The following is a 21,100-nucleotide window of genomic DNA, read 5'->3' as shown; positions in this document are numbered from 1 at the left end:
ATGTCCGAAACCACCGCCCATGACGTGCCGAACGGCGGCAAGCGCGTCGTCGTCGGCGTGTCGCTGTTCGTGCGCGGCGCCGGCCAGTCGCTGTGGGAGAACGGCATCTTCCAGAACTGCCTGCTGCTCGTGCTGCTGCTGCGCCAGTCGCCGCTCGTCGCCGAAGCGGTGATGGTCAACGGCGGCACGAGCGACGCCGATCCGCAACTGATGCTCGGCGAATGGAACGTGCCGCTCATCTCGATGGACGAGGCGATGACGCGCTGCGACGTGCTGATCGAAATGAGCGCGCAGTTCAACGCCGGCTGGATCGCCGAGTATCGGCGGCGCGGCGGCAAGGTCGTGACGATGCGCGTCGGCAACGACTACGTGATCGACATCGAGCGCGCGATCTTCGACAAGCCGTCCGGCTTCCTGTTCTCCGGCGCGCGCTACGATGGCGTGTGGACGATTCCCGAGTTCGAGCACTCGTGCGGGCACTATCTCGAATCGGGGCTGCGCAGCCCGGTGACGATCGTCCCGCACATCTGGCATCCGCTCCTGTTCGACAAGGCGCGCGCGACGCTCGGCCCGGGCCTCGAATTCGGCTACAAGCCGGGCAAGCCGCGCTGGCGCGTGGCGATGTTCGAGCCGAACATCTGCATGGTGAAGACGAGCATCGTGCCGATGCTCGTCGCCGAAGAAGCGTATCGGGCGCAGCCGAGCTTCGTCGAATTCGTGCGCGTGTGCAACACGCTGCACATGAAGGAGCACACGACGTTCGTCCACTTCGCGCGTAGCCTCGACATCGTCGACCACGGGCTCACGACGTTCGAGGGACGCTTCGCGGTCTACGAGTTCATGGCGGCCTATGGCGACGCGGTCGTGTCGCACACGTGGGAAAACGCGCAGAACTACCTGTACTACGAGCTGCTGTACGGCGGCTATCCGCTCGTTCACAACTCGCCGTACCTCGGCCGCGCCGGCTATTTCTATCCGGATTTCGACTGCCAGGAAGGCGGCCGCCAGTTGCTGAAGGCGTTCCGCGAGCACGACGCGAACCTCGACGCGTATCGCGAGCAGTCGCGGCAGGTTCTGGATTCGGTCAGCATCTACCGCCCGGAGAACGTCGCCGCCTATACGGAGGCGATCGCCGCGCTGTACCGGTAAGCCCGGCCGCACCCGCCGCATTGCCCGGTTTCAACCAGGAGGTCACCTTGAAGAAAATCGTCGCTCGATGCGCGGCCGCAGGCGCGCTGCTGGCCGCGGGCGCGCTCGCTCACGCGCAAACGAGCCCGTCCCCCGATGGGGTGCTGCAAAGCGCCGAGAACGTGCTGAAGCAGATCGACGAAGGCCGCTTCGACGACGTGTGGAAAGATTGCGCCGCTTTCGTCAGGAGCAAGTCCACCGCGCAGCGCTTCGCCGACGACACGCGCCGGCTGCGCGCGCCGCTCGGCGCGGTCGCGCGGCGAGGCTGGTCGGACATCATGCTGATTCAGTTCGCGAACACGAAGGACGTGCCGGACGGGCTGTACGCGAACGTCGATTTCACGACGACGCTGCAAGGCGGCAAGGTCGTGTTCGAGAAGCTGAGCTTGCGGCGGGAAAGCGACGGCCAGTGGCGCCTCGTCTCGTATGCGCCGCGGCAGCAGCAAGGCGTGGCGCCGGCCCTCGCGGGGCAATAGGTGGAATAGGCGGCGCGAGGCGCGTCAGCGCCCGTTGTTGACGAGATTCGCGAGCAGCGTGTCGTATTCGGCGACGAGCGTCGGATTCTTCGACGTATAGCGGCGCAGCAGGCTGCGCTGCCGCGCCGCGTAGCCTTCCCAGTCGTCGTCGTGCTCGCGCAGCACGCGCATCAGCGCTTCCGTGCCCGTCTGCACGTCGTTGTCCGGGTAGTAGTAGCCGATGTCCGGCACGAGATGCGCGTTGTGGACGAGCGGATAGCCCTGCCAGCAGACGTCGAAATAGAAGTAGTTGAGCGGGTTCTCCCACTGGTGCGACACGACGACGTCCGTATGCTCGGCGAGGAAGGTCGGCGTATCGAAGCGGCCGACGAAGCTCGCCTTGCTCGCGCGGACGACCTCCAGATAATTCATCAGCATCACGAATTCCGGGCTGTCGCGCGCGAGCCGATCGGCGTTCGTCACGTGCGTGAACGCGATCGCGTCCGGGTCGCGCCGATACGCTTCGTCGATGATCAGCATCGGATACACGCAGAACTTGACGACGTCGTGGTTCGGCTCCATCACCGTGAGCCGCTTCGCGCGCTTGCCGCTCGGCCGGTACTCGCCGCGCTCGTGCATGAGGCGCGTGCGCTCGGCGAGGAACATCGGGTCCCAGACGAACGGCACGACGCGCCCTGGGGCGCGCCGCAGCGATTGCAGGAACGGCAGCGACGACGGCGCGATCTGCGGAATTGCCCAGATCTCGTCGTAGCCGCGGTTGATGAAGAGCGTTTCCCACATCCGGCGGCCGAACAGGATCGACTGCGTCGCGTGGATGTACTCGAAGCCGCAGCAGTAGCTGACGAGCTTCACGCCGCGCGCCTTCAGGTAAGCGGTCTGCTCGCCGTCGATCTGGCCGCCGAGCTCGATCAGCACGTCGAGCGAATCCTTCATGTCGGTGAACGAGCGGGTGTCGAAGATCCGGCGGTCCCACGGCAGCGCGTCGGTGATCGGCACGCCGGTCGTGTTGACGATCGTCACCCGATAGCCACGCGACGATTTCATCAGCAGCTTCGCGAGAAACAGCGCGTTCTGCTTGATGCCGTTGATCCAAAGGCTCTCGTTCGGCTCGCGCAGACCGATCGTGATACCGATGCGCAGGCCGTTCAAATCGACAGGGGATGTCATTGCATGCCGGAGGGAAGGGAATTACGCAGTGTAGCGCACGCGCGGCGCCGCCGCCCGCACCAGGATTCGAGTCTAGCGGACATCCCGTGACTGGACTGTCAGATATCGTTAACGTGCGCCGCGCCGCTCAAGCCTGTCCCATCACGAGCAATTGCGCGCCGTCCGCCACCTGATCGCCGACCGCGTACAGCACCTCGGCGACGACGCCCGCCGCCGGCGCGCCGATCGTGTGCTCCATCTTCATCGCCTCCATCACGATGAGCGGATCGCCCTGCTCCACCTTCTGCCCCGGCTCGACGAGCACCGCGATCACCTTGCCCGGCATCGGCGCGGTGAGCCGGCCCTCGCCTTCCGTCGAATCGGCCGCGTGCGCGAGCAGGTTGCGCCACTCGAACGCGCGCGCGACGCCCTGGCAGAACACGTGGAACGTATCGCCGTCCACATGCACGCGCCCGCTCGCGCGCACGCCGCCCAACGTCACGTCGAAGTCGAGCGGCCCCGCGCCGCGCGACCACGCGAACGGCTTCGCGACGCCGCCGACTTCGAGCGACTGCACGCCGCCGCGCTCCAGGTAGCGGACCTCGAGCATCGCGTCGTCGTCGAGCGCGCGCCATCCGATCGTGCGCCGGTAGCCGGCGTTCAGCCGCCAGTTCGGCAGCGCGGCCCACGGCGACGCCGCGCCGCCCGCGCCCGCCGCCGCCCGCTCGCGCGCGAGCAGCGCCGCGCACGCGAGGCCGAGCGCCGCCGCGGGCGCCGGCTGCGGCGCGAACAGCGCGTCGCGGTGGCGCTCGATCAGCCCGGTGTCGAGATCCGCGTCGGCGAACGGCCGGCTCGCGACGATCCGCTGCAGGAACTCCGCATTCGTGTGCAGGCCGACCACTTCGCATTCGCGCAGCGCGCGACCGAGCATCGCGAGCGCCTGCGCGCGCGTGTCACCGTGGACGATCAGCTTCGCGATCATCGGGTCGTAGAACGGCGTGATCGCGTCGCCTTCGCGCACGCCGCTGTCGATTCGCACGGCCGCGCCGACGTCGAACTCGACGCCCGCCGGGAAGCGCAGATGCTTCAGGCGCCCCGTCGACGGCAGGAAGCCGCGCGCCGGGTTCTCCGCATACAGGCGCGCCTCGATCGCGTGCCCGCGCACGTGCAGTTCCGGCTGCCGCAGCGGCAGCGGCTCGCCCGCCGCGACGCGCAGTTGCCATTCGACGAGATCGAGCCCCGTCACCATCTCCGTGACCGGATGCTCGACCTGCAGGCGCGTGTTCATCTCCATGAAGTAGAACGCGTCGTCCGTCATGATGAATTCGACGGTGCCCGCGCCGACATAGCCGACCGCGCGCGCGGCCGCGACAGCCGCCTCGCCCATCGCCTGCCTGAGCTCGTGCGCGAGGCCCGGCGCGGGCGCTTCCTCGAGCACCTTCTGGTGGCGGCGCTGCACCGAGCAGTCGCGGTCGAACAGATAGACCGCGTTGCCGTGCGTGTCGCCGAACACCTGCACTTCGACGTGGCGCGGCCGCTGCAGGTATTTCTCGATCAGCACGCGATCGTTGCCGAAGCTCGCCGCGGCCTCGCGCTGGCACGACGCGAGCGCCGCCGCGAAATCGGCCGCGCGCTCGACGACGCGCATCCCCTTGCCGCCGCCGCCCGCGCTCGCCTTCAGCAGCACCGGATAACCGATGCGGTCCGCTTCGCGTTGCAGCAGCGCGGGAGCCTGATCGTCGCCGTGATAGCCGGGCACGAGCGGCACCGCGGCCGCGTGCATCAGCGCCTTCGCGGCCGCCTTCGAGCCCATCGCGGCAATCGCCTCGACAGGCGGGCCGACGAACACGATCCCCGCGTCCTCGCACGCGCGCGCGAAATCTTCGTTCTCGGACAGGAAGCCGTAGCCGGGGTGAATCGCCTGCGCACCCGTCGCGCGCGCGGCGTCGATGATGCGCTCGATCCGCAGGTAGCTGTCGGCGGCTGCCGCGCCGCCGATGTGCACGGCCTCGTCGCACGCGGCGACGTGCTTCGCGTGCGCGTCGGCATCCGAATAGACCGCGACGCTCGCGATGCCGAGGCGCCGGCAGGTCGCGGCGACCCGGCAGGCGATTTCGCCGCGATTGGCGATCAGGATCTTGTCGAACATGATGAGTCGGGAAACGGGAAATCGATAACGGATTCGGTTCGGCGCGCGGGTCGCGCGGCGCGCTGCGTCACGGCCATCGCCGCACGCCGTGGCGACGCGCGGCGGCCGACGGCCGACGACGGGATCACGCGCGCCACGACGGCGTGCGCTTCTCGAGGAACGACGCGACGCCTTCGCGCGCCTCCGCGCCCGCGCGCGTCTTCGCGATCCAGCCGGCGGTCTGCTCGATCAGCGCGGCGTCGAGCGCGCGGCCCGCGACGTCGCGCACGAGCGTCTTGCACGCACGCACCGCCTGCGGACCGTTCGCGCACAGCGCTTCGGCGAGCTTCGCGACGCTCGCATCGAGCGCGCCGGCCGGCACGCGCTCGTGCACGAAGCCGAGCTGCGCGGCCTTCGCGCAGTCGAACGCCTCGGCCGTCGCGAAATAGCGGCGCGCGGCGCGCTCGCCCATCGCGCGCACGACGTAAGGCGCGATCGTCGCCGGGATCAGCCCGAGACGCGCCTCGGACAAGCAGAACTTCACGTCCTCGGCGGCGATCGCGATGTCGCACGCGGCGACGAGCCCGACGCCGCCCGCGTAAGCGTCGCCGTGCACGCGCGCGATCACGGGCTTCGCGCAGCGGTAGACCGCATCGAGCATCCGCGCGAGCCGGCGCGCGTCGGCGCGGTTCTCGTCGTCGGAGAAGCCCGCCATCTTCTTCATCCAGTTCAGGTCCGCGCCCGCGCAGAACGCGGGGCCGCGCGCGGCGAGCACGACCGCGCGCAGCGACGCATGCGCGTCGATCCGGTCGAACGCGGTGGTCAGCTCGGCGATCATCGTCTCGTTGAACGCATTGCGCACGTCGGGGCGCGCGAGCGTGACGGTCGCGACACGGCCGTCGTCGGTCACTTCGATCGTTTCGTAGCGCATCATCGGCTCCTTTGCATGCGTCACATCCGGAACACGCCGAAGCGCGTGTCCTCGATCGGCGCGTTCATGGCGGCGGCGAGGCCGAGGCCCAGCACGTCGCGCGTCTGCGCGGGGTCGATCACGCCGTCGTCCCACAGGCGCGCGCTCGCGTAGTACGGATGGCCCTGGCGCTCGTACTGGTCGCGAATCGGCTGCTTGAACGCCTCCTCGTCCTGCGCCGACCATTCGCCGCCCTTCGCCTCGATCCCGTCGCGGCGCACGGTCGCGAGCACCGACGCCGCCTGCTCGCCGCCCATCACCGAAATCCGCGCGTTCGGCCACATCCATAAAAAGCGCGGGCCGAACGCGCGGCCGCACATCCCGTAGTTGCCCGCGCCGAACGAGCCGCCGATGATCACCGTGAACTTCGGCACCTTCGCGGTCGACACGGCCGTCACCATCTTCGCGCCGTGGCGCGCGATGCCCTCGTTCTCGTACTTGCGGCCGACCATGAAGCCCGTGATGTTCTGCAGGAACACGAGCGGAGTCTTGCGCTGGCAGCACAGCTCGATGAAGTGCGCGCCCTTCGTCGCCGATTCGGAGAACAGAATGCCGTTGTTCGCGACGATCCCGACCGGGTGCCCCCAGATGTGCGCGAAGCCCGTGACGAGCGTCGTGCCGTAGCGCGCCTTGAATTCGTCGAACGCCGAATCGTCGACAATCCGCGCGATCACCTCGCGCACGTCGAACGGCTTCCTCGTATCGACGGGAATCACGCCGTACAGGCTCTTCGCGTCGTAGCGCGGCGGCAGCGGCTCGCGCATCGCAAGCGACGCGCCGTGGCGCGCGCCCAGGTTGCCGACGATCGTGCGCGCGATCGCGAGCGCGTGCGCGTCGTTCTGCGCGAGATGATCGGCGACGCCGGACAGGCGCGTGTGCACGTCGCCGCCGCCGAGATCCTCGGCGCTCACTTCCTCGCCCGTCGCGGCCTTCACGAGCGGCGGCCCGCCGAGAAAGATCGTGCCCTGGTTCCTGACGATGATCGACTCGTCGCTCATCGCGGGCACGTACGCGCCGCCCGCGGTGCACGAGCCCATCACCACCGCGATCTGCGCGATGCCCGCCGCCGACAGGTTCGCCTGATTGAAGAAGATCCGGCCGAAGTGGTCGCGGTCGGGAAACACGTCGTCCTGATTCGGCAGGTTCGCGCCGCCCGAATCGACGAGATACACGCACGGCAGCCGGTTCTCGGCCGCGATCTCCTGCGCGCGCACGTGCTTCTTCACGGTGACCGGGTAGTAGGTGCCGCCCTTGACCGTCGCGTCGTTGCAGACGATCACGCACTCGCGGCCGGCGATCCTGCCGATGCCGGTGACGATGCCCGCGCCCGGCGCGTCGTCGTTGTACATCCCGTATGCGGCGAGTTGCGACAGCTCGAGGAACGGCGTGCCCGGATCGAGCAGTTGCGCGATCCGCTCGCGCGGCAGCAGCTTGCCGCGCGACAGATGCTTGTCGCGCGCGGCCTGCCCGCCGCCGAGCGCGAGCCGGTCGATCTTCTCGCGCAGGTCGGCGACGAGCGCCTCGAGGGCCGCGGCGTTCGCGCGGAATTCGTCGGAACGCGGGTTCAGCTTGGATTCGATGATCGGCATCGCGTGGGCTCCGCGCGCAGGGTCAGGCCGTTTCCGCGAACAGCTCGCGGCCGATCAGCATCCGGCGGATCTCGCTCGTGCCGGCGCCGATCTCGTAGAGCTTCGCGTCGCGCCACAGGCGGCCGACCGGATATTCATTGATGTAGCCGTTGCCGCCGAGGATCTGGATCGCCTCGCCCGCCATCCACGTCGCTTTTTCCGCGGTGTAGAGGATCACACCCGCGCAATCCTTGCGCACCTGGCGCATGTGGGCGCTGCCGCCCGCATCGAGATGCCGGCCGACCGCGTACAGATACGCGCGGCATGCCTGGAACGTCGTGTACATGTCGGCGATCTTGCCCTGGATCAGTTGGAATTCGCCGATCGGCTGGCCGAACTGCTTGCGGTCGTGAACGTACGGGACGACCGCGTCGAGACACGCGGCCATGATGCCCGTCGGGCCGCCCGCGAGCACCGCGCGCTCGTAGTCGAGACCGCTCATCAGCACCTTCACGCCGCCGTTCAGCTCGCCGAGGATGTCCTCTTCGGGCACCTCGACGTCCTCGAACACGAGCTCGCCCGTGTGCGAGCCGCGCATGCCGAGCTTGTCGAGCTTCTGCGCGACCGAGAAGCCCTTCATCCCCTTCTCGACGATGAACGCGGTGATGCCGCGCGCACCGGCCTCCGGTTCGGTCTTCGCATAGACGACGAGCGTGTCGCAGTCCGGACCGTTCGTGATCCACATCTTCGTGCCGTTCAGCACGTAGCGGTCGCCGCGCCGGTCCGCGCGCAGCTTCATGCTGACGACGTCGGAGCCCGCGTTCGGCTCGCTCATCGCGAGCGCGCCGATGTGCTCGCCGGAGATCAGCTTCGGCAGATACTTGCGCTTCTGTGCCTCGGTGCCGTTGCGGTGGATCTGGTTCACGCACAGATTCGAATGCGCGCCATACGACAGCCCGACCGACGCCGACGCGCGCGAGATCTCCTCCATCGCGACCATGTGCGCGGTGTAGCCGAGACTCGCGCCGCCGTACTCCTCGGCGACCGTCATCCCGAGCACGCCCAGCTCGCCGAACTTGCGCCACAGGTCCATCGGGAACTGGTCGGTGCGATCGACCTCGGCCGCGCGCGGCGCGATTTCCTTCGCGGCGAAATGCGCGATCGAATCGCGCAGCATCTCGATGTCTTCACCGAGCATGAAGTTCACGCCGGGCAGGTTGCTCATGTCTCCTCCGTCTCCAGGAAGTCCTCGGACGCATCGATTATTGAGTCTTGCTCAAATCGATACGTCCGCCGGTTCATTGCCATATGCTGCGGGAATTTTCGCTAGTTTCGCGCTTGATCCGCACGAGCGTCAATAGTTTTTTGAGCGCTACTCAGTTATGATCGAGCACACCGCAACGACGCCCGACAGCCGCAGGACACCCCCGCGGGACAACCCATATGACCGCCACTCAGAAAACCGACCGCGCGGACGCGCCGCGCGCGCCCGCCGGCCGCAAGTCGCAGCAGCGCGTGCAGGACATCTTGCGCGCGGGACGCGAAGTCTTCGCGGAGAAAGGTTACGAGCACGCGACCGCGGCGGAGATCGCGCAGCGCGTCGGCGTGTCGGAGGCGACGGTGTTCAGCTACTTTCGCGGCAAGCGGGAGCTGTGCGCGCGCGTGATCGCCGATTGGTACGACGAAATCATCGATGCGTTCGAGACGGGGATGTCGCGCGACGGATCGGTGCGGCAGCAATTCGCGTTCATCGTCCGCACGCATCTGCGGCTGATGCTCGTGAACGGCACGGGCCTCTGCGCGCTCGTGCTCTCCGAGGGGCGCGCGAAGCAGCACGCGCTCGCCGACGAGCTGGCGGCCTTGCAGCGCCGCTACACGGCGCCGCTGATGGACGTGCTCGCGCGCGGACAGGCGACGGGACAGGTGCGCGCCGACATGCCGCTCAGCCTGCTGCGCTCGATGGTGTTCGGGCCGATCGAGCACGTGCTGTGGGACGCGATCCTCGGCCATCGGAAGCTCGACACCGAGACGACGGCCGAGCAGTTGATCGATCTGTTGTGGACGGGGCTGCAGCCGCCCGCGCCGGAAAACGCGGCGCTCGTGCGCTTTCGGAGCGACGTCGCGGACGCGATGCGGCGGCTCGACGAGGCGTGCGCGCGTGCGCCGCGCGAGCCGGCGGCGAGCCGCAAGGCGGGGAAGCCGGCGTAACGGCAACGCGTGCGCCGGGCGCTCTCTGCACGCCAGCGACAACTCAGCCGCCCCATCGAGCACGACGCACCCCATCTGCAAAGCATAGCCGTAGTGCGCGCTCCGAAGCGCGAGGCTCGCGTACTGCTCGACCATGAACACCGTCAAGCCCTGCCTGTTGATCGCGTCGATCAGCTCGAACATCCTGTCGACATAGAGCGGCGACAGCCCCATCGTCGGCTCGTCCATGCAAATCAGCTTCGGCCGAGCCACATTCAATCTCTCGTCGACATTCCCGCCGATTGTTTCGCCCGTCGCACCGATCGCGACGCGCCAACGCAATCTCAAGCTACCCTATTTAATTTTCATTACCTATGATGAAAACAACGACGCATCCATTATCCGAACCGAACTTCGTCGTCGCGTTTTTTTGCGAGGGAACGCGTGAATGGACCACCCCGGGGCCGATCGAGAATACGAAAGACAACTGATTGCTTGTGGTCTTGAACAATACGAATGGGTCGTCCGCGCACGCCAAGCGGCCGCATCGTCGCTGTCCGACTGGGACGCGCGAGTCGAAGCCCTGCTCGACGGCGCAGGCGAAACGGCCTCGCATTTCGATCGCGCAGCCGCTCGATACGCGGCGCAAACGGGCAAGCCTGTCTCGCTCGAGAATGCGCGCGCATTCTACGCGGCAACGATGCTGCGGGCGGTCGAACACCATGCCGACACCGACGACTGGCATCTCTTTTGTCGATTGGACGAGATGCCGAACGTCGGCGATTACGTGACGGGCTATGCGTTTCAGGAAAGCATGACGGCGGTCCGCTCGGGCGAGCGCGAGGCGCGCGTGTTCCTGAATGTTTGCCCTCATCGGCAGACGCAGATCTTTCAGGCTGCCGGCTCATTCGATCCGCATCGCCACATTCGATGCCCGTATCACGGCTGGACCTTCGACGTCGACGGACGCTGCGCAAACGCGCCGGGGGCGCGACACGGCGAGTTCGGCACGGATTTTCGCCAGCAAGCCTTTTCTCTGTCGCGCGTTCCTGCAGTCGTCGACGACGGCGGCGGCATCCTCGTGCGCAAAGCGGTCTCGCGCGTCAGCCGCCGAATGGCGGCGCTGTACGAGCGCGTGTATTTCGCGTTTCCCGATGTCAAGCGGCCGTTCGTGCCGGACCGGTTCCGCGTGCTGCTGCGCATCGGCTTCCTCGCGGCGGAGATTCGCCGTGCGCGCGATCCGTCTATCCTGTCGGTGCTTCGCGCCGAGCTTCGTCAGCACCTGCTGACGTATCCGGACATCCCGGCGCACTACGCGTCGCTCGCGAAACGAAGCGGCGAGCCGACGATCGATAGCGCCGACATCGCCGACATCGCCGACATCGCCGACATCGGGCCTCGGCTCGCGAGCGGACCGCTGCGCGAGACGATGGCCACCTGGGTATACGGCGACGCGGAGCTGCACGCGCTCGAAAGGGACGCGCTCGTCCTGCCCGCCTGGCATTTCGTCGGCCACGCGGCGGAGCTGGGCGACGGCGAACGCGCATTGACGCTCGACGTATCGGGCGAGCGCGCATACGTTTCTCGCGGCCGGGACGGCGCGATACGCGCCGAGCGCCTCATCGACATCGATCGCCGAACCGACGATCCGGCACGGCTGCGCGCGTGCGGCGCGCTCGCGCCGATCGACGTCGACCTCTGGCAAGGGCTGATATTCGTGCGGTTCGCGGCTGGCCGAGGCGGCGTCGCCGCTATCTGGGAGCATGCGCGAATGCTCGCCCCATACCGGATCGAGCGGATGGCGCCGCTCATCGGCAAGGGCTGGTACGACTTCGCCGTCGAAGCGGACGCGAAGATTCTGTGGGAAAACTTTCTCGAGATGTATCACTTCCCGGCGGCGCACCGGGCGATGATCCGCTTGTTCGAGCTGTCGAGCCAATCCGACCTGCTGACGCTGCGCGAACCGGAATCGGCGCGACTGTCGCCCGTCGAGGCGCGCTATCGCGATGCATTGAAGTGCGGCGCGACACACGGCGCCGACGAGGAAGCCCGGCAACGCGCGATGGCCGACGGCAACGCCGCCCTTTCGCGCCCGCTTCAACTGACGGTGTTCGGCTCGATTCCCGAAACGGCGCAAACGGCGACGATGCTCGGCATCACGGTCTTTCCCGATCACATCCAGGCGATGTCGTTCATTCCGGTCGGCCCGCGAGCGTGCAGCGTGAAGATCCGCAGCTACGGCCACGCGGCGGACGGCGCGCTGAACGTCGCCCGGCAATGCAATGTCGAGCAATTGCAGATCGAGCTCGTCGAGGAAGACATTCAACTCAATTATCGAAACCAGGTTGCGGCATCGACGCGCAGTTACGATCGGCGCGGCGTATTCAACGACATGGAAGTGAGCGTCGCGGATTTCCAGCAATTGCTGCGGCGCGCCCTGCCCGTCACGCGCTGCGTTCGACGTCCGCCCGACGGCGCGATCGCGCGCGTGAATCAAGCGCTCAGACTGCGCGAGCGCGACGAAAACGGCGCGCCTCGGAGCGATGGCGCGGATGCGGCCCGCCGCGCCTGCGCGGCCTCCGCGACCTCCGCCGCCACGCCACCGTCCGCCCGGCGACGCGACGCCGAAACGCTCGATGCGCTCGATGCGCTCGACACGCCCGCATTCGTCTATGACGAACGCGCGCTGCGCGGTGCATTGTCTTCGATGCACGCGCTGCTCGGCGACAGCGGCTGCCGCCTGCTGTATCCGCTGAAGCCGTTCTCGCACGCGGGAGCGCTCGAATGCATCGCGCCGCATGTCGACGGCTTCGCCGCATCTTCGCCGTTCGAGGCCGCGTTTTCGCGCGCGCTCCTCGGCCGGGCGGGCTCGATCCATCTCACGACGCCGGCGTTGAGCGACCGCGACCTCGGCGCGATCGTCGACAACTGCGATTACGTCGCGCTGAACTCGCTGTCGCAATGGGGTCGCCTGCATGCCGCGTTCGCGGGCCGCCTGTCGTGCGGCTTGCGGATCAATCCGCAATATTCGGTCGTGGCCGACGCGCGCTACGATCCGTGCCGGCCTCATTCGAAGCTCGGCGTGCCGCTCGACGCGATGGAACGCGCCGTCGCCGACGATCCGCGCGCGCTGCAGGGCCTGCAGGGCATTCATTTCCACACGAACTGCGACTCCCCCGATTTTGGTCAGCTCGCCGAAACGATCGATCACATCGAAAAGCGGCTCTCGCGCGCGCTCGACGGTCTCGCCTGGGTCAATCTGGGCGGCGGCTACATCGCGGACAACGCGCGAAACGTCGACCGGTTCCACGCGTGCGCAAAACGCCTGCGCGAGCGCTTCGGCATCACGCTGTTCGTCGAGCCGGGCGCGGCGATCGCGCGTGCGGCCGGGACGATCGTCGCGTCCGTCGTCGATCTGTTCGACAGCGGCGGCACGTCCGTCGCCGTGCTCGATACGACCGTCAATCACTACCCCGAGGTATTCGAATATCAGTTTCGGCCGGACGTCGCCGGCCATCATCCCGCGCACGAGCATGCGTACCTGCTGGCGGGCGCGTCGTGCCTCGCAGGGGACCTGTTCGGCACCTGTCGCTTCGACGCGCCGCTGAAGGTGGGCTCCCGCGTGGCGTTCGTGAACGCCGGCGCCTATACGCTCGTGAAAGCGCATCGCTTCAACGGCATCAACATGCCAACCATCTATCGCAGGGACGAAACCGGCAGGCTCGCGGTGGTCCAGCGGTTTTCCTACGAAGACTTTCTTCGCCAGAACGGGGGACTCGACCATGCATATCCATGAAAAAGCGTTTTCCGTTTCCCGCCCGCTGGCGAGCGTGTCGCTCGATCGTCTTCGCGAGCTCACGCGGCAACAGCTCGAACCCGACGAGACGCCGGTGCGCTTCGTCGTCACGCGCAGCGACGAACGCGGATTCGATTGCGAAATCGGCGTGCTGTCGAACGGCGAGATTCCCGATGCCATCCGGGCCGGCGGATTGTTCAAATGCGAGCGGCGAACGCGCATCGGCGGCGGCGAATTCAACGTCGCGCTGATCGTGCCGACCGGCATCGGCGCGGAAATCGGCGGCCACGACGGCGACGCCGGCCCCGTCGCGATGCTGCTGTCGTCGATCTGCGATCGCCTGATCACGCATCCGAACGTCGTCAACGCCGCGGACATCAACGAGCTGCCGGCGAACGGCCTCTATGTCGAAGGCAGCGTCATCTGCCGGCTCCTGCTCGGCCAGATCGGCCTTCAACCGGTGCGGGCAAACCGCGTGCTCGCGGTCGTCGGCTCGAACGAATGCCCGACCTTCGTCAACGCGGCGATCAACTCGGTCAATGCCGCGCGCGCCGCATACGGCCTCGATTGCCCTCGCGTATTGCACCTGGACCCCGGCATCCGCCTGACGAGCACCTATGCGTCGAGCGGCCGCGCGGCCGGCGTCGTCGAGAACCTGGACGCGCTCGTGGCGCTGCTCGCCGAGCATCGCGACACGTTCGACGCAGTCGCGATCGCCTCGCACATCCACGTCCCGGACGAATGCCGCACCGGCTACTACGAAGGCACGCTCGGCATGGTCAATCCGTGGGGCGGCGTCGAAGCCATGCTCACGCACACCATATCGACACTGTTCTCGGTGCCGTCGGCGCACTCGCCGATGTACGAAGACGCGCGCTTCGCCGTGCGCGATTACGGCGTAGTCGATCCGCGCATCGCGCCGGAAGTCGTTTCCCTCACGTTCCTGCAGTGCATCCTCAAGGGCTTGAAGCGCTCGCCCCGCATCGTCGAGCTCGCGCGCGCGAGCGACGCCGCCGGGACGGTATCCGTGTCCGACGTGTCGTGCATCGTGATTCCCGAAGGCTGCGTCGGATTGCCGGTATTCGCCGCACTGGCGCAACGCATACCCGTCATCGCCGTGCGCGAGAATCGCAACGTCATGCGCAACGATCTTCGCAGCCTGCCGTGGGCGCCGGGACAATTGCGCATCGTCGACAACTACTGGGAAGCCGCGGGCGTCATCGCCTCGATGCGCGCGGGCCTGAATCCCGATTCGGTCAGACGGCCGCTCGAACCCGTCGACGTGCTTCGCGTGGGCACGGAGCGCGCGCGCGGCGCATCGCCGATCGCGGCCGCCGCGAACGTGGCCTGACATGAACGGCGTCGCGCGAACTGGTTTCCTGCCGATCGACAGACGCGACGCGCTGTCGTGCGAGGAGTTCGTCGAACGGTATGCAATGCCGGGAAAACCGGTCGTGCTCACGGGCCTCATGCGGGATTGGGAGGCCGCGCGCCTCTGGAATCTCGATTACTTCAAACGTCGCCACGGCAACGTGACGATCGTCGCCCGGCGTTCCGACGACTACGACCGCACCGTCACGCTGCCGCTCGCCGATTACATCGACAGCCTCGGCGATCCGGACGCGCATTTCTATCTGAAAGACTGGGTATTCGAAGACGACATTCCGGACTTGCGCGCGCAGTATCGGGTTCCGCGCCACTTCGCGAACTGGGCGACGCGCCTTCCGGGCAAGTGGCAACCGAAATGGCGCTGGCTGTACATCGGCCCGGCCTCGTCGGCGTCGCATCTGCACGTCGATTTCCTGCTGACGAGCGCGTGGAACGCGCTGTTCGTCGGCAGCAAGCGGTGGCTCGTCTATTCGCCGGATCAGGCGCAATGCATGTATCGAGGGGCAGTCGACGCGTTTCGCCCCGACCTCGATCGCTTTCCGCTATTCGCGAACGCACGGGCGCACATGCATGTGCAGCAGCCCGGCGAGATCATGTACATGCCGGCCACCTGGTGGCACGCGGTCAGAAACGAAGAGCCGAGCCTCGCGCTGTCGGAGAATTTCATCAATGCCGCCAACGCGAGATATTTTCTGAAGCCGCGCGTGATCGCGCGATTCTGCCGTTATGCGGATCATCCGCTTTGGGTCAAGTGACGCGCGTGTCGTTCGGCATGCGGCTTGCGGATGCGCGCTGTCGATCCGAACCTACGCCGTCGGCGGGGCGCAGACGAGAATCCCGAGCCATCGCGCTCACCGAGACAAATCTCCACACGAATCCAATCGACATGACACGGCTCGCCATGAGACGATCCGCGGCTCGTTAGATTTTTGTCGCTACTTCGCCGCATGAATGTCCCGATGTCGCGCGCCGCGCTGGCCGCGATCCTGCTCGCGGCGTGCACGAGCGCGCAAGCGCAGCCGCTTGCCGGCTCGCCGGCGAGCGCGGCGGCGGCGTCCCGCGCGGCGCCGCCGCAACCACGCCAGAAGACGCCGCCCGCCCCCGCCCGCGCCCATTCGCTGCCGTCCGGCAGCCTCGCCCCCCAAACGCTGCCGAAGCCCGCGCCATCCGGCGCGAAGCCGCAATACGCGGCCCCGCTGCAGCGCAACTTCGCGTTCGCGCAGGATCAGGGCCGGCAGGCAGCGTGCGACGAGCTCGCGTCGAAGATCGACAATCTGGCGCGCCACACGCAAGCCGCCGCACGCTCGGCGCCGCCCGCGCTGCTCACGCCGAGCGCGATCAACAGCCCGACGCCGTGGAAAGTCCCCGCGCCGCCCGTCTACGAGCCGCCGCCGTCGCGGCCGTTGCCGTCCGCGAACGGCCATGCGCCGTCGAACTTCGCGGCGCTGTCGTCCGGCTACGGGAGCCGTTCGTCGGCGCACCAGCCGTATCCGGCCACCGAGCGGGAAGCGAAGGAACAGCGCGAGCGCAGCGAGCAGCAGATCGAGCTCGAAACGCGCTACCAGCAGTTGCACTGCCGTCCGTAGACGCCGGCGAGTAACATGTCGTCGACCGCGGCGCGCGCGATGCGCGCCGCTCTTCTTTCGACGCCCTCGCCATGACCGCCCGACAACTGACGCCCGCCCTCGCCTCGCAATTCGCGAACCTCGCGCTCGGCCACCTGACGCGCGAATATCCGAACAAGCTCACGCATTCGCTCGCCGGCCCGCAAGACGTGCGCGGCCCCCGTGCGCTGCATCCGATCTTCTACGGCAGCTACGACTGGCATTCGTGCGTGCACGGCTACTGGCTCGTCACGCGGCTGCTCGATCGCTTTGCCGATCTGCCGCAGGCGCGGCGCATCGTCGAGACCGTCGACGCGCACTTCACCGCCGAGAACGTCGCGGGCGAAGCGGCGTACCTGAACCTGCCGCACAATCATGGCTTCGAGCGGCCGTACGGCTGGGGATGGCTGCTCGCGCTGTCCGCGCAGCTCGCATCGATGACGTCGGACGCGGGCCGCCGCTGGTCGGCGACGCTCGCGCCGCTGACCGACATCTTCGTCGAGCGCTTCACCGAATTCCTGCCGAAGGCGACCTATCCGCTGCGCGTCGGCACGCACTTCAACACCGCGTTCGCGCTGTCGCTCGCGCTCGATTTCGCACGGCAGACGGGGCGCGCGGCGCTCGAGGCGCTGATCGTCGACACCGCGCGGCGCTGGCATCTGCGCGACGCGAACTGTCAGGCGTGGGAGCCGAGCGGCGACGAGTTCCTGTCGCCCGCGCTGATGGAGGCGGAGCTGATGCGGCGCGTGCTGCCGGCGGACGAGTTTCTCGCGTGGTTCGACGCGTTCCTGCCGTCGCTCGCCGCGCGCGAGCCGGCGACGCTCTTCACGCCCGCCACCGTCACCGACCGCACCGACGGCAAGATCGCGCACCTCGACGGCCTGAACCTGAGCCGCGCGTGGTGCCAGCGCTCGCTCGCGCGGGCGCTGCCGGACGGCGATCCGCGCCGGGCGGCGCTCGCCGGCGCGGCCGACGCGCATCTCGCGAGCGCGCTCGAGCACGTCGCGGGCGACTACATGGGCGAGCACTGGCTCGCGTCGTTTGCGGTGCTCGCGCTGGAGGCGTGAGCCGACCGACGGAAGCGGCGTCGGCTGCGTCCGACGTCGTTGCATCGTCCGACGCCTGTCGCGCGCATCGGGTCGCGCCGTTCGAGCACGCCCATCGCAAAGCCACGTGCGCGGAGCGGACCGCTGATGCGGCTCGCCTGAATACGGCATCGCGGCACGCCGCCCGCATGCCCGCCGCCGGCCAGCCCTTCGTCGCCAGGCGCTGGCGCACGCATCGAACGCGCGCGCCGTCCGCCCGGCGCGCCGTCAATGCGATATCGCTTCGAGCGCGATGCCTTTCGTGCGCGGCCCCATCATCCCGATCGACGCCATCACGATCGCCATCGCGCCCGCGATGAACACGAACACGCCGGGCGTGCCGAATCCCTTGAGCACGGCCGCGATCGCGAACGACGTGAAGATCGCCGAGAAGCGGCTCCACGAATAGACGAAGCCGACCGCGCGCGCGCGGATCGCCGTCGGGAACAGCTCGGCCTGATACGCATGGAAGCTGTACGACATGATGTTGTTCGCGAGCGTGAGGCACACGCCGAGCGCGACGAGCAGCCACGCGGCCGACGCCTGGCTGAACAGCAGCCCCGAGATCATCGCCGCGCCCGCCATCGCGACGATCACCGTCTTGCGTTCGAAGCGATCGGCGATCGCGAGGCCGATCAGCGGCCCGATCGGCGCCGCGAGCGCGATCACGCTCGAATACATGAGGCTCGTCGTGACGGTGATCCCCTGCTTGATGAGCAGCGTCGGCACCCAGTTCGCGAAGCCGTAGAAGCCGACCGTCTGGAACACGTTGAAGATCGTCATCATCACCGTGCGCTTGCGGTACGGCGGCGCCCACATGTCGCCGAACCGGCCGCGCGGCGGGACGGGCTCGGCGGGCGCGGGCGGCGGCAGCGGCCGGCCGTACTCCGCCTCGACCTTCGCCTCGAGCGCGGCGAGCACGCGCTCGGCTTCGTCGAGCCGGCCTTGCTGCGCGAGCCAGCGCGGGCTTTCCGGCAACTGGCGGCGAATCCACCAGACGAAGAGCGCGCTGTGCGCGCCGATCAGCACGACCCAGCGCCAGCCGTCGAGGCCGAACGGCGCGCGCGGCACGAGCAGGTACGCGAGCAGCGCGACGACGGGCACCGCGGCGAAGCCGACCGCCTGCTCGCACGCGAACGCGCGGCCGCGGATCTGTTTCGGGACCAGCTCTGAGATAAACGTGCCGATCGTCACCATTTCGACGCCGAGCCCCAGCCCGACGACGAAGCGCCAGAAATTGAGGCCCGCGGCGGTGTCCTGGAACGCCATCACGACGTTCGCGGCCGTGTACCACAGGAGCGACCAAGTGAACACCGCGCGGCGGCCGAAGCGGTCGGCGAGGAAGCCGCACGCGATCGTGCCGATGAAGAGCCCCGCAAACAGCGCGGCGATGAAGCTCGCGACGCCCGTCGTGCCGAACAGCCCGTGCGTCGTCGCGCTCAGGATGCCGCTCTTCACGAGGCCGGGCGCGACGTAGCCGCTGTACAGCAAATCGTAGAGCTCGAAGAAAAAGCCGAGACTCAGCAGCGCGACGAGTTTCCAGACGCTGCGGGTGGGCGGCAGGCGGTCGAGGCGCGCCGAGATGACGCCGGCGTCGATCGCCGTCGCCGATGCCGACGCCAATGCGCGCGACGCGCTTTCCGTTGAAGCCATGACGGGAGTGTCTCCGAATATCGTTGTCGTCTGACGGCGGCCGCGGGCCGCCGCCGGGGTTCGGGCATTTTACCGGCCGCCCGCCTCGGCGTCGAAATCGAGGCCAATCGATGCCGGAAGTCCGGAGGCGCCACGCGGATCAGAAGTCCAGACGCCCCTTCAGATGGCCGAAAGGCAGCATCACGTTGCGCCGATATGCGGGCCGCGCCTGCAGCCGCGCATACCAGCGCTCGACGTTCGGCAGCGACGGGCGCTCGATGTCGAGCCCGTAGTAGCGGTACAGCGATACGCCGATGCACACGTCCGCGAGCCCGAGGCGCTCGCCGCCGAGGAACGGGCGATCCGCGAGCTGCCGGTCGAGCACGCCGAAATGCCGCGCGCAGCGCGCGACGTCGCGGCGGATCGCATCCCACCGCCGCCGCGGCTCCGGCGTGCGGTAGTAGCCCCAGAACACGCCCGTCAGGAAATCCGGCTGCAGCGTCGCGAGCATCCAGTCGATCCAGCGGTCGGCCTGCGAGCGCGCGAGCGGGTCCGGCGGCCAGAGCGCGTCGTCGCCGTAGGTGGCGGCGAGATAGCGAACGATCGCGTGCGATTCCCAGATCGCGTGCGCGCCGTCGCGCAGCACCGGAATGCGGCCGTGCGGATTCATCCGCAGGAATTCGGGATCGTCGAGGCCGCCGTACCCGCCGCCGGCGGGCCGCCAGTCGTAGCGCAGCGCGCGTTCGTCGAGCAGCCACAGCACCTTCTGCACGTTGAACGAATCGCGCCGCCCCCATATCGTCAGTTCGCCCATGCAGTCTCCCGAATTCGACGGCGGAATCGACGCTCGCGCTCGCCGCCCGTGCGTCACGCGCCGCCGCCGCGCGCCGCCGCGATCAGCGTGGACAGCGACTGCCGCTGACGCCCCTGCTCGTCGAAATTCCCGGCGGCGAGCCACTGCTCGAACGCCGGGCGCAGCACGGGCCATTCGCCGTCGACGATCGAATACCATGCGGTGTCGCGCGAGCGCCCCTTGTAGACGACGGCCTGCCGGAATAGCCCCTCATACGTGAAGCCATAGCGAAGCGCCGCCACGCGCGACGGCGCGTTGAGGCTGTCGCATTTCCATTCGAGGCGGCGATAGCCGAGCTCGTCGAACACGCGCCGCATCAGCAGGAACAGCGCCTCGGTGCCCGCGCAGGTCTTCTGCAGCAGCGGCGAATACGCGACGAACCCGACTTCGATCACGCCGTTCGCGCGATCGGCGCGCATCAGCGCGAAAGTGCCGACCGCCTTGCCCGTCGCCAGATCGACGATCGCGTGATGCAGCGGATCGTCGCTTGCGGTCGCCTTCTCCAGGTACGCGCGATAGCTCGCGGCGTCGGCGAACGGGCCGCCGCCCATGTACGTCCAGTCGCGGCCGTCGGCGGCCGTTGCGTACGCCGCATACAGATCGTCCGCGTGCCGGCCCGGATCGACGGGCTCGATGCGGCAGAACCGGCCCTGCGCCGGCGTGCGCGGCGGCGCGGAACGCGGCTGCCAGCCGGGCACCGGCGCGCCGGTCGGCTGGCCGAATTCGTTGGTATAGGCGTTGTCACTCACGAAAAGGATTCCCGAAACGATGAACGGAGCGCCGGTCGGCGACGAAGCCCGCGCGACGATCCCGGATCGACCCGCCCGGCATCGCGGCGGCGCATCCGATTGTAAGAGACGTCGGCGGGATGCGCCGCTTCGGGGAGCGCGAACGGGGGCGGCGGTCGGTGGATCGCGCGGATCGTTCACGCAATGTATCGTCCGTGCGTCCACGACGGAAGCGGACGTGCGGACAATCAACGGGCCGTTCCATTTGCCGGAATGCCGCGCCCCGATGCCGGACTCCGAAGCATCGCGGCGCGGCGCGCATGGCGTCGGTGCGGAACATCGCACGTCGC

Annotated in this window: 16 protein-coding genes and 1 pseudogene; 8 read left to right on the top strand and 9 right to left on the bottom strand. The window is 68.1% G+C overall.

Annotation, left to right across the window (positions count from 1 at the left end; genetic code table 11):
- Both WS92_RS07270 and WS92_RS07265 read left to right on the top strand, forming a co-directional pair.
- Window positions 1–1,149 carry a DUF2827 domain-containing protein gene (locus tag WS92_RS07270; protein ID WP_006028818.1) on the top strand — a complete coding sequence of 383 codons (1,149 nt, stop codon included), beginning with the start codon at window positions 1–3 and terminating at the stop codon, window positions 1,147–1,149.
- Window positions 1,150–1,196: 47 nt separating this feature from the next.
- Window positions 1,197–1,664, top strand: coding sequence for a DUF4019 domain-containing protein (locus tag WS92_RS07265; protein ID WP_015602772.1), 468 nt, complete (start codon window positions 1,197–1,199; stop codon window positions 1,662–1,664).
- Window positions 1,665–1,688: 24 nt separating this feature from the next.
- On the opposite strand, the gene WS92_RS07260 is transcribed toward WS92_RS07265, so the two are convergent.
- The 5 genes from WS92_RS07260 to WS92_RS07240 form a co-directional block, all read right to left on the bottom strand.
- Window positions 1,689–2,831 (bottom strand): DUF2827 domain-containing protein, encoded by a 1,143-nt coding sequence (locus WS92_RS07260; RefSeq protein ID WP_009915317.1) that lies wholly within the window; start codon window positions 2,829–2,831, stop codon window positions 1,689–1,691.
- A gap of 127 nt (window positions 2,832–2,958) precedes the next feature.
- Window positions 2,959–4,959, bottom strand: coding sequence for an acetyl-CoA carboxylase biotin carboxylase subunit (locus WS92_RS07255; protein WP_059931789.1), 2,001 nt, complete (start codon window positions 4,957–4,959; stop codon window positions 2,959–2,961).
- A gap of 124 nt (window positions 4,960–5,083) precedes the next feature.
- Window positions 5,084–5,869, bottom strand: a complete 786-nt coding sequence (locus WS92_RS07250; protein ID WP_015602552.1) for an enoyl-CoA hydratase/isomerase family protein — start codon at window positions 5,867–5,869, stop codon at window positions 5,084–5,086.
- A gap of 20 nt (window positions 5,870–5,889) precedes the next feature.
- On the bottom strand, window positions 5,890–7,497 hold the full coding sequence (locus WS92_RS07245; RefSeq protein ID WP_006028823.1) for a carboxyl transferase domain-containing protein: 1,608 nt from the start codon (window positions 7,495–7,497) through the stop codon (window positions 5,890–5,892).
- A gap of 22 nt (window positions 7,498–7,519) precedes the next feature.
- Window positions 7,520–8,701, bottom strand: a complete 1,182-nt coding sequence (locus tag WS92_RS07240; RefSeq protein WP_059931787.1) for an isovaleryl-CoA dehydrogenase — start codon at window positions 8,699–8,701, stop codon at window positions 7,520–7,522.
- A gap of 218 nt (window positions 8,702–8,919) precedes the next feature.
- Between WS92_RS07240 and WS92_RS07235 the strand changes: the two genes are divergently transcribed.
- Window positions 8,920–9,684: a TetR/AcrR family transcriptional regulator gene (locus tag WS92_RS07235; protein WP_006028825.1), complete on the top strand. Its 765-nt coding sequence runs from the start codon at window positions 8,920–8,922 to the stop codon at window positions 9,682–9,684.
- 42 nt (window positions 9,685–9,726) lie between these two features.
- On the opposite strand, the pseudogene WS92_RS36435 reads toward WS92_RS07235, so the two are convergent.
- Window positions 9,727–9,936 (bottom strand): annotated as a pseudogene (locus tag WS92_RS36435) (ABC transporter ATP-binding protein); the annotation flags it as partial.
- A 175-nt stretch (window positions 9,937–10,111) separates the two neighbouring features.
- Between WS92_RS36435 and WS92_RS07230 the strand changes: the two are divergent.
- From WS92_RS07230 to WS92_RS07210, 5 genes are all read left to right on the top strand, one after another.
- Window positions 10,112–13,459 carry a Rieske 2Fe-2S domain-containing protein gene (locus tag WS92_RS07230; RefSeq protein WP_059931785.1) on the top strand — a complete coding sequence of 1,116 codons (3,348 nt, stop codon included), beginning with the start codon at window positions 10,112–10,114 and terminating at the stop codon, window positions 13,457–13,459.
- Window positions 13,446–14,810, top strand: coding sequence for a DUF3326 domain-containing protein (locus tag WS92_RS07225; RefSeq protein ID WP_059931782.1), 1,365 nt, complete (start codon window positions 13,446–13,448; stop codon window positions 14,808–14,810). The genes WS92_RS07230 and WS92_RS07225 overlap by 14 nt, the downstream gene beginning before the upstream one ends.
- A gap of 1 nt (window position 14,811) precedes the next feature.
- Window positions 14,812–15,603, top strand: a complete 792-nt coding sequence (locus WS92_RS07220) for a cupin-like domain-containing protein (protein ID WP_015602758.1) — start codon at window positions 14,812–14,814, stop codon at window positions 15,601–15,603.
- 192 nt (window positions 15,604–15,795) lie between these two features.
- A complete protein-coding gene (locus WS92_RS07215; protein WP_059931780.1) occupies window positions 15,796–16,434 on the top strand; it encodes a hypothetical protein in 639 nt (212 codons plus the stop codon).
- A gap of 71 nt (window positions 16,435–16,505) precedes the next feature.
- On the top strand, window positions 16,506–17,519 hold the full coding sequence (locus WS92_RS07210; RefSeq protein WP_059931778.1) for a DUF2891 domain-containing protein: 1,014 nt from the start codon (window positions 16,506–16,508) through the stop codon (window positions 17,517–17,519).
- A 246-nt stretch (window positions 17,520–17,765) separates the two neighbouring features.
- Here WS92_RS07210 and WS92_RS07205 read toward each other — a convergent pair whose 3' ends face one another.
- The 3 genes from WS92_RS07205 to WS92_RS07195 all read right to left on the bottom strand — a co-directional run bounded on the left by WS92_RS07205 (window position 17,766) and on the right by WS92_RS07195 (window position 20,771).
- On the bottom strand, window positions 17,766–19,190 hold the full coding sequence (locus WS92_RS07205; protein ID WP_059931777.1) for an MFS transporter: 1,425 nt from the start codon (window positions 19,188–19,190) through the stop codon (window positions 17,766–17,768).
- 139 nt (window positions 19,191–19,329) lie between these two features.
- A complete protein-coding gene (locus WS92_RS07200; protein ID WP_015603486.1) occupies window positions 19,330–19,983 on the bottom strand; it encodes a glutathione S-transferase family protein in 654 nt (217 codons plus the stop codon).
- 53 nt (window positions 19,984–20,036) lie between these two features.
- Window positions 20,037–20,771, bottom strand: a complete 735-nt coding sequence (locus tag WS92_RS07195) for a GNAT family N-acetyltransferase (protein ID WP_015602847.1) — start codon at window positions 20,769–20,771, stop codon at window positions 20,037–20,039.
- Window positions 20,772–21,100: the final 329 nt, after the last annotated feature.

Source organism: Burkholderia sp. MSMB1588 (assembly GCF_001546925.1).
GTDB classification, from domain to species: domain Bacteria; phylum Pseudomonadota; class Gammaproteobacteria; order Burkholderiales; family Burkholderiaceae; genus Burkholderia; species Burkholderia humptydooensis.
Note: the sequence above shows the minus strand (reverse complement) of the source record. Positions and strands in the feature narration are given on the sequence as shown.